We start from the raw sequence: 9,836 nt of genomic DNA, 5'->3' as shown, positions 1-9,836 counted from the left end.
TCGGAATAGCGTTTTTTTGGAACTCATTTATTTAAACTCTAGTGAGAATTAATAACCGGAGCTACTTGTTGATGACGTATAACTACTGTCATCTCCCGTACCCGTAGAACTGGACGTTAATTTAGTGGATTCGCTAAGGCCCAAGGTATGTCTAATATTGTTAGAAACCTTTTGCAGTTCTGAAAGGGGTGCTATTTGATAAGAAATACCGTCGATCATGGCATCCTGACCTTGTAAGGTTTGAGATTTAATGTGATGACTAGCATCGCCGTACTTGGTTCGGATAGCGAGCATATCATTAAAAGTCATATCCGTTTTCATGTTACCGTTTAAAGAGGTGAGGATTTGCTTGTATCGTGGAAGTGAGGTAATGCCGACACCCTTCACCACTAGCTTTTGAAGTACCTGTCGTTGCCGCTTTTGGCGTCCATAATCACCTAATGGATCTTCTTCACGCATTCGTGAGTAATCTAGGGCTGCTTTACCGTCCAGGTGGATCTTTTGTCCTTTCACCACATTGGCATTGCCGTAGTGGAACGTCATTGGTGGGACAACATCAACACCGCCAACGGCATTGACCATCTTCTCTAGGCCACCCATATTAACAATGGCGTAAAAATCAATTGGAATATCGAGCAGGTTTTCCACAGTAGAAACGGAACCAGCAGCACCGCCGATAGTGTAAGCCGCGTTGATTTTTTCGTATGGCTGAGAATCACCCTTCACTTGAACCCGTGTGTCACGAGGAATGCTAGTCAGATAGGCCGTTTCTTTTTTAGGATTGATCGTCGCAACAATCAGGGTATCTGTCCGTCCAACGTCGTTTCTGCCAAGCGCACCCGTATCAGTTCCCATCAAAAGAATTGAGAAGGGCTTTCCTTGCTTGATCACGTTATCAACATTTCTTAGCTTGTCGGTTTGCCCTGCTTGGAACGTGTTGTCAAAAGTTTTTTTCGCTTGATTATAAGCATGGTATCCATAAGCAACCCCACCAGTAACGAGAATTAAAACAATGATTAGGATGCTCCAAAGTAAGCCATGGTGCTTTTTACGTGATTTGAAGTGTGAATAATCACTGCGCCGTGTTGATTGATTATTTTGATTTGGATCGAAATTATTTGATGCCATAAGTTTCCCTCGCCTCTGTAAAATCTCTTTGCATTATAGGTCTATTTTTTCAGATAGTGTGGTTCTTTTATGAAGCTTAAGTCGATTTTAAGGAAAATATGAGATGCCTTTTCCTCTGCCTAACTGTACTATTACATCACAAATTAACGTTCACGTAAACCGTTCAATGATAGAAGTCACATTGAATGGCAAGATAACGAGGGCTAAATCGCCCAATTAGAGTTTGAATAACGGGGACAATGACGATAATTGAACTTATTTTAGGACTGATCAAGTGGATATTTACGAGGTTGTAAAGTCAACGTTGTTGAATTATGCTATAATAAATATTAATTTTTGATGTGAAAGAAGGTATAACAAACAATGTTACTATTATTCGCCCGGAGTGTTGCGGGCGTGGTTGAGATTCTTCTAATGATTGCGCTAGGTTACCTTCTGACTAATCTAGGCTGGTTTAATGAATCGGCCAGCAAGTTGATTGCTCGGCTGGTTACTCAGGTAGCCTTGCCTGCATATATGGCATACACCATTACTAGCAAGTTTACGTTCAAACGGTTGATTGAAACGTTACCTGACTTGCGCTTTCCAGTGGTATCAATGATGATCCTCTTTGGGATTTCAATCATTGTTGCTAAAGTTCTACATATTAGGAAAAGTCATCGCGGACTTTTCGAATCCATGTTTTTTAATTCAAATACGGTGTTTGTCGGCCTGCCCGTTAACGTTGCACTATTTGGTGCTGCTAAGAGTCTACCTTACGTTCTGGTCTATTACATGGCCAACACGACGATTTTCTGGACTTTAGGCGTTTATTTAATTCAGCGTGACGGCGAGGGCGATTATCACTTTAGTCTGGTTCAAACGCTTAAAAAGGTTTTCTCACCGCCTTTGCTTGGATTTATGGTTGGGGTAGTTTTAGTTTTACTGAAAATTCAGTTGCCAAACTTTATCATGGCAGATTTGAATTATATCGGTGGCTTAACCGTCCCACTCTCCATGATTTTTATTGGTATTGCGATTGCGAATGTTGATCTTCATGACTTGACGATCAACCGTGGTAGTCTGGGAATCCTCTTTGGTCGCTTTATTTTAGCACCAGCATTAATGGCGCTTTTGGTTTTGCCAACTGGGATGCCAATGATGATGAAACAGGTTTTTATCATCCAGTCCGCAATGCCTGTGATGACGAATGCACCCGTTGTGTCGAAGCTCTACGGTGCTGATTCCAGTTTTGCAGCGGTAATGGTGACTGAATCTACGTTACTTAGCTTGCTGGTCATTCCAATTTTGATGTTGCTGTTAAATGCTTCTCATTAAATTCAATAAAGGGACTTCGACTTCATGCCGAGGTCCCTTTATTGAATTTACAGCCGGTGATATACTGTTATGTGAATGAAAGAGCATGAGAAGAGAGGATCATTTTTATGGTTAAATTAGTCGTTTTGCGTCATGGTGAAAGTCAGGCTAATCGAGATGGCGTGTTCACTGGTTGGAGTGATGTGCCACTGACGAAAAAGGGCATTGCGCAAGCCCATCTGGCTGGAGAAGCCATTAAACAGACAGGTCTGCAGTTTGATCATTTGCATACGTCCATGTTAAAACGGGCAATTATGACAGCTAACATTGTGCTGGATGAAATCAATCAGCTTTATTTACCGGTGACAAAGTCTTGGCGTCTTAATGAACGTCACTATGGTGCGTTACGAGGAAGGAAGAAAGCAGCGGTGAAAGCTGAAGTGGGTGAGAAACAGTTTAAACTTTGGCGGCGTAGTTATCGTGTAGTACCACCGCTGCTGGATCAACCTGATCAAGACCCCCGCTATGAACCGTTAGGCGTAACCGAGCCTAGGGGTGAAAGCCTTGCGATGGCTTATGATCGTCTAATGCCATATTGGCAGGATGAAATTGCACCGCGGTTACTGGATGGCCATAATCAATTAGTGGTTGCTCATGGCAGTACGTTAAGAGCACTGATTAAATACATTGATCGGATTAGTGATGCAGATATCGACCATTTGGAGATTCCCAATGGGGTGCCTATCGTTTATGAATTTGATGCTCGGTTGAACGTTATTAGTAAGCGGAAATTGAAGGCGTAAAGGGTGATTAAAAACACCTTAATGTGAGTTTATTGATTGATAGTGATGCTATCTGGATTTTTAATAAGGTAGTATACGGTTCAAGGCATTCTAAAACGTGTTCAGGTAGGCAGAGACCTGCACGTCAATCAAAAAGAAGCGGTGATCCGGCAAAAATCGCCTGACCACTGCTTCTTTTTGATTGACGCTCCAGTCTCCAAGCGCCTACCTTCACATGCTATTATGCTAAGGCGCCCATTGGATCCCAAGGTGCTAGAACGGTTGGTTCTGCTTCTTGAGCTTGGCGCAATTCAGGACTCAGATACTTTTTGTTAACAACAACTTGGTAACAGTACTCTGTCATCCAGCTGTCGCTCATCACGAAGTAACCTTTGGTACCTACTTTGTCACCCCAAGAATTTTCAACTTTCCACTTAGTTGGTTTGCCGTCGACTAGGTCCACCCCGGTAATAACCATGGCATGGGTCATCAGGCTTTCAGCGTAATCCAAGCGTTCTGCTTTTGTCATGGAAAGATCCATGTCCAGCAGTTCGTCCTTTTTGTAGGCATTGGTATCCATAATACCCTTTTGACGGTCAGAGCTTTGACCAACATCACAGCCAAACCAAACACTTTGACCATCCTTCAATTGAGCAATGGCGAGTTGTTTGAAGTCGTCCATGGTGACGTTCAAATGTTTGACTTCACGGCCACCCACGACGTTACCCAACATTTCAACGGTATAAGTTTGGTTATACGGCTTGTCTGCAGTTGGTGAGTTGATGATGGAAACGTAATCGGTTAAGTTCCAGCCAACGTATTTGTCGTAAAATGACTTAGGCGTCAAATCACGATCGATGTGGTAGTTCCCATCGTCATCGCGATATTCAAAATCAAATTTTTGTGCGGGTTCACCTAACGTGTAGCACAGCAACCGGTAAACTTCGCCCAGCATTTTGTCGCGTGCGGCAGCAATTTCATCATCACTGGCACCCTTAGCAGTTAATCCGCGAAGGGTAACGGCATCCTTACGTAGTTTTTTGTTTAGGGTACTGTTCAGCTCACTGGATTTAGAACTGTTATAGGTTTCAGGCATTACTGATCTAGGAACGATGCCATATTTTTCAATGATGGCGCATAACATGTCCCATTGCCCGCCATCCTGCTGTGGTGTTGCCATGAGGAAGGCGACCTTGCGACTGGTTAAGGGTTGGTCTGCAGTGTTCAAGACGTTTTGGTAAAAGTAGTTTGCCTTTTCGAATTTGTCCCAGAAATTAGTGTAGTTTTGAGAAAGTTCAAAGTCACTGAGCTTAAACAGGTCAGCTAGGTGATGACGCATGGTGTTTAGTGCGGCAAACATCCAGCAACGGCCACTTTGCTTTTGGTTAGCTACTTTACCAGTGTCCAATTCAATGGAAAAAACGGGCGTCATGTCAGTGTCAGAGGCAAAATCAGCACTGGTAGCCAAGATGCCTTGGTGGCTAATCGCGCGTTCTACCACTTTGGCATCCTTACGGTCATTAAATAAAGTCTGATAGCGGGTAATTTGATCACTGCTGATTGCAGCTGTTTTATCGTTACTCAAATGGATCACACTCCTTCTCGTTTCATAGTCATTATTGTACAACATTTTGGTGGTAAAAGCGTGCTAACAATAGACTGTTTTGGGGTGTTTTCCCACAACGTAATAGTGTAAGATATAAATCACATGCACGAAAGGAATGAGAGAGATGACACGTGGATTTGAAATTGTTTCGTCCTACTCCAATGAAGGATTGCATTTGCCATACCGCACTACCAAACGGGCAGCTGGGTATGATTTTGAGAGTGCGGTTGATTTTAACGTGCCTAGTATTTGGAAATTAGATTTTTTGAAGGTGATTTGGGCAATTCGTCATCAAAGCAATGTGGATGATGAAACTTCGGCAAAAGCCAAAAAGATTCTCAAACCATTTTTAATTCCAACGGGAATCAAAGCCTATATGGGCGATGATGAAGTCCTGATACTAGCCAACCGTTCAAGTAACCCACTGAAACGCAGCCTCGTGATTCCCAATGGGATTGGCGTGATTGATGCCGATTATTATAACAACGATAGCAATGAGGGAGAAATCTTCATGCAAGTGTTGAATTTCGGTCTTACGGATGCCAAGGTCGCTAAGGGTGACCGTATTGGACAGGGCATCTTTATGCACTATCTTACGGCTGATGATGAACAAAAGCCTCAGCAGGAACGCCAGGGTGGTTTTGGTTCTTCCGGTAAGTAATTAAAAAGAAATAAAGCTTAGGAGTCTCAGCCTTCAAAAGGCCGAGACTATGCTAAAATAAGTTTGGTTAGTATTAGTCAGAGCATCACCGGAAAGGATTGAAATGATTGGCGAAAGAAAAAACACAGTTTGTCTGTCAAGAGTGTGGTTATCAGGCACCGAGATTTTTGGGGCGCTGTCCCAATTGCGGTAAGTGGAATACCTTCGTTGAAGAAGTGATTGCACCAGCAACCACTACCGCCAAAACAGCAACCAGTTTAAGCGGTGGTACGGTGACTAAGCCGGAGAAATTAGCTGCGGTTTCCATGCAAAAAGAGCCCCGGGTCAAAACACAGTTAGGGGAACTTAACCGTGTTCTGGGCGGCGGAGTTGTGCCTGGGTCCTTAGTGTTAATTGGTGGCGATCCAGGGATTGGAAAATCAACTTTGCTGCTACAGGTATCTGGCCAGCTGAGTCAAACTGGTGGGACGGTCCTTTACGTTTCCGGCGAAGAAAGTGCTAACCAAATTAAAATGCGTGCTAACCGTTTAGGTGTTGCAAGCGACAATCTTTATTTGTATCCTGAAACTGATGTGAGTCGGATTCGGGCTAATATCAGTGAGATGAAACCAGATTACGTTGTGATTGATTCGGTTCAAACTATGTCTGAGCCTGAGATTACTTCAGCAATCGGTTCTGTTTCACAAATTCGGCAGGTCACTGCTGAACTTATGCGGATTGCTAAATCACAAGGCGTTACCATCTTTGTTGTGGGCCACGTGACCAAGGGCGGTGCCATTGCCGGCCCTAAGGTTTTGGAACATATGGTTGATACCGTGCTTTATTTTGAAGGTGATCTTCATCATACGTATCGTATCCTGCGGGCAGTGAAGAACCGGTTTGGATCGACTAATGAGTTGGGCATTTTTGAGATGCAGGAAGATGGGCTGAAAGAAGTTAAAAACCCTTCAGAAATTTTTCTGGAAGAACGTTTAAAGGACGCTACTGGATCTGCAATCGTGGTTTCCATGGAAGGATCAAGACCCATTCTTGTGGAAATTCAGGCGCTATTAACGCCTTCTGTTTTTGGAAATGCACAGCGGACAGCTTCCGGTGTCGACCGAAACCGTGTATCATTAATAATGGCAGTGCTAGAGAAGCGAGCTAATCTCATGCTGCAAAATCAGGATGCTTATTTGAAAGCTGCTGGTGGCGTTAAACTGGATGAACCTGCAATTGATCTGGCACTAGCCATTAGCATCGCTAGTTCATACCGGGATAAAGGCACTAATCCCAACGAGTGTTACGTGGGTGAAATTGGCTTAACTGGTGAAGTTCGCCGGGTCAGCCGGGTTGAAGACCGAGTAAAGGAAGCTTCAAAGCTTGGCTTCAAACGGATCTACATTCCCAAAAACAATTTGAAGGATTGGACCCCCACAACAGATATTGAAGTGGTTGGCGTGGCAACGCTTGGAGAGGCACTGCATAAAATTTTAGCTTAATGGATTTGGAGGTGAATTAAGTGAATAAAAAAAGAGCAATTATTCAAGCAATTTTTGCATTTATTGGATTGGGACTTGGTGCTGCCTATATTCCACTTATATGGGCAGGTTTTGGTTACTCAGACCGAACGTGGTTTAACAACGAAATCACGAATGCCATTATCGGCGCGCTAGTGTTATGGCTATTATCCCTTATTTTTTCAGGTTACATCGAGCGTCTGATCAATCGCTTTGAGAAAACATTGACTTCAAAAAGTCCCGCATATTTACTGTTCGGGAGTGTTTCAATGATTATTGGTTTGGTTCTGGCGATACTGATTTCAACGCCACTTTACCGAATCAATTCACCAATCTTTAGCGGATTAATTCCCGTGATTTTGATGATCTTGTTTGGTTATCTTGGCTTTCGGCTTGGGACGACTAAGCGAGAAGAATGGCGGAAGCTGTTCTCATTTCGAACCAAGAAAAACACGGATGACGGTGAAAGCATCATTGACCGACCAATTGATGAGAATTATCATCACTATAAAATTCTGGATACTAACATTTTGATTGATGGTCGAATTTATGATTTGGTCAAAACCGGCTTCATTGAAGGAACCTTATTAGTACCGAATTTTGTACTGTACGAGTTACAGTACATCGCAGATTCCAGCGACAGTATCAAGCGCGTTCGTGGTCGCCGGGGACTTGATATTCTTAACAAGTTGCGTGAGGAAAATATCATTCCCGTTGAAATGTACGAAGGCGACTATGATGATATCTCAGAGGTTGACAGCAAGCTGATTCGACTGGCAAAAGAAGTTGACGGTGTGATCGTCACCAATGACTATAACTTGAACAAAGTCATCGAGTTTCAAAAGGTTCAGGTACTTAACATCAATGCGTTGGCTAATGCCTTGAAGCCACGAGTAATTCCGGGTGAACACCTAGATGTTATGGTGGTTAAAAACGGGACTGAACGCCAGCAAGGTGTTGCTTACCTCGATGATGGCACCATGGTTGTGGTTGAAGATGGCCGATATTATCTGAACGAACACTTGGATGTCATAGTGACATCAGCCATTCAAACGGATGCTGGACGGATGATTTTTGCTAAGCCGGCACATTCAACTCATGAAATCAAAGAAGAGACGGATAAGACTGACAAGTCGGGCAAAACGGGCACCACTAACCAAAAAAATAATAAGAAGAAGTCGAACTAACTTTTCTTTTCGGGCGTTCCATTGTACACTTAAAAAGATGTCGATTGTTTGGTACACTGAAATACTGTATGAAGTGTGTTCGTTGATAAGGGGGATGCATCAAGTGATGTGTCCCTTTATTGGCGGACAAGAGAAGTTTCAAATCGAAATATTTTGAAAGAGGCGGAATAGATATTGGCAAATGATTCAATTCGCGTTCGGTATGCACCTAGTCCTACTGGGCATCTGCATATTGGTAACGCACGGACAGCATTATTTAATTACTTGTTTGCGCGTCACTACAAGGGTAAGTTTATTATTCGAATCGAAGACACCGATACAAAACGAAACGTGGCTGACGGCGAAAAAAGCCAACTGGATAATTTACGTTGGTTAGGTCTTGATTGGGATGAAGGTCCTGACAAGCCAGGAGAATACGGTCCTTATCGTCAATCAGAACGTTTTGATATCTACAAGCCTTACATCCAACAATTACTGGATGAAGGTAAAGCCTATAAGTCTTATCGAACTGAAGAAGAACTTGAAGCTGACCGTGAAGCACAACGTGCCCGTCACGAGATGCCTCATTATGAATACGAATATGCTGGCATGTCAGATGACGAGATCAAGGCTAAGATGGCGGAGTCTGAAGCCAAGGGATTGAAGCCTGTTATCCGTTTCCACGTTCCAGAACACCAAACCTACGCGTGGGATGACATGGTTAAGGGTAAGGTTTCCTTTGACTCTGACACTATCGGTGGTGACTTTGTCATCGTTAAAGCTGATGGCATTCCAACTTACAACTTTGCGGTTGTGCTGGATGATCATTTGATGAAAATCTCACACGTTTTCCGTGGTGATGATCACGTTGCTAACACACCTAAGCAATTGATGATTTACGAAGCCTTTGGCTGGGAAGCACCTAAGTTCGGTCATATGAGTCTGATTATCAGCAAGGATACTGGTAAGAAGTTATCTAAGCGTGACGAAACTGTTCTACAGTTTATTGAACAGTACCGTAAGCTTGGTTACTTACCTGATGCACTATTGAACTTCATTATCTTGCTTGGCTGGTCACCAGTGGGCGAGGACGAAATCTTCTCATTGAAAGAATTCGTCAAAATGTATGACGAAAAGCGTTTGAGTAAATCACCAGCCACTTTTGATAAGAAGAAGCTAGAATGGATTAATAACCAGTACGTTAAATCATCTGACGAAGATGTTGTGGTGGACTTGGCTTTGCAACAGTTAATTGAAGCCGGGAATATTCCTGAAAATCCAGATGCTAAGACCCTTGAATGGGCTCGTCAATTGATCAACTTGTACAAGCAGCAAATGAGCTACATGGCTCAGATCAATGACATGGCCAGTGTTTTCTTTGAAGAACCTGAAGAAGTCAGTGGTGACGCATTAGAAGAAATTTCTAACGATACTGCACCAGTTGTTTTGAAGGAATTCTCTGACCGAATCAAGAAGTTGCCAATTTTTGATAAAGTTCAGATTTTAGCAACCATCAAAGCCATTCAAAAGGACACCGGCATTAAGGGGCGGAAGCTTTGGATGCCTATCCGAATTGCTGTTACCCATGAAATGCACGGTCCAGAATTACCAGAATCAATTGAATTAGTCGGTCGTGACAAGACGCTGGAGCACGTTGCTCAAACCTTGGCACAATTGAATAAAAATTAGTTAAACAAG

Annotated in this window: 8 protein-coding genes; 6 read left to right on the top strand and 2 right to left on the bottom strand. The window is 43.1% G+C overall.

What is annotated here, in order from left to right:
• Positions 1-48: 48 nt before the first annotated feature.
• Positions 49-1,128 carry an LCP family glycopolymer transferase gene (locus AC6H04_RS09720; protein WP_497571472.1) on the bottom strand — a complete coding sequence of 360 codons (1,080 nt, stop codon included), beginning with the start codon at positions 1,126-1,128 and terminating at the stop codon, positions 49-51.
• Between the two features lie 363 nt (positions 1,129-1,491).
• On the opposite strand from AC6H04_RS09720, the gene AC6H04_RS09715 reads away from it, so the two are divergent.
• Together AC6H04_RS09715 and AC6H04_RS09710 are read left to right on the top strand one after the other, a co-directional pair.
• Positions 1,492-2,445: an AEC family transporter gene (locus AC6H04_RS09715; protein ID WP_497571471.1), complete on the top strand. Its 954-nt coding sequence runs from the start codon at positions 1,492-1,494 to the stop codon at positions 2,443-2,445.
• Positions 2,446-2,552: 107 nt separating this feature from the next.
• A complete protein-coding gene (locus tag AC6H04_RS09710; protein WP_497571470.1) occupies positions 2,553-3,227 on the top strand; it encodes a 2,3-bisphosphoglycerate-dependent phosphoglycerate mutase in 675 nt (224 codons plus the stop codon).
• Between the two features lie 220 nt (positions 3,228-3,447).
• Here AC6H04_RS09710 and AC6H04_RS09705 read toward each other — a convergent pair whose 3' ends face one another.
• Complete coding sequence (locus AC6H04_RS09705) at positions 3,448-4,791, bottom strand: C1 family peptidase (protein WP_497571469.1); 1,344 nt, start codon at positions 4,789-4,791, stop codon at positions 3,448-3,450.
• Positions 4,792-4,936: 145 nt separating this feature from the next.
• Between AC6H04_RS09705 and AC6H04_RS09700 the strand changes: the two genes are divergently transcribed.
• The 4 genes from AC6H04_RS09700 to gltX all read left to right on the top strand — a co-directional run bounded on the left by AC6H04_RS09700 (position 4,937) and on the right by gltX (position 9,827).
• Positions 4,937-5,473 carry a dCTP deaminase/dUTPase family protein gene (locus AC6H04_RS09700; RefSeq protein WP_497571468.1) on the top strand — a complete coding sequence of 179 codons (537 nt, stop codon included), beginning with the start codon at positions 4,937-4,939 and terminating at the stop codon, positions 5,471-5,473.
• Positions 5,474-5,580: 107 nt separating this feature from the next.
• On the top strand, positions 5,581-6,954 hold the full coding sequence (gene radA, locus AC6H04_RS09695) for a DNA repair protein RadA (protein WP_497571467.1): 1,374 nt from the start codon (positions 5,581-5,583) through the stop codon (positions 6,952-6,954).
• A gap of 20 nt (positions 6,955-6,974) precedes the next feature.
• Complete coding sequence (locus tag AC6H04_RS09690) at positions 6,975-8,159, top strand: PIN/TRAM domain-containing protein (protein WP_497571466.1); 1,185 nt, start codon at positions 6,975-6,977, stop codon at positions 8,157-8,159.
• A gap of 174 nt (positions 8,160-8,333) precedes the next feature.
• On the top strand, positions 8,334-9,827 hold the full coding sequence (gene gltX, locus AC6H04_RS09685; RefSeq protein WP_497571465.1) for a glutamate--tRNA ligase: 1,494 nt from the start codon (positions 8,334-8,336) through the stop codon (positions 9,825-9,827).
• Positions 9,828-9,836: the final 9 nt, after the last annotated feature.

This window comes from Secundilactobacillus sp. MJ173 (assembly GCF_059704265.1).
Note: the sequence above shows the minus strand (reverse complement) of the source record. Positions and strands in the feature narration are given on the sequence as shown.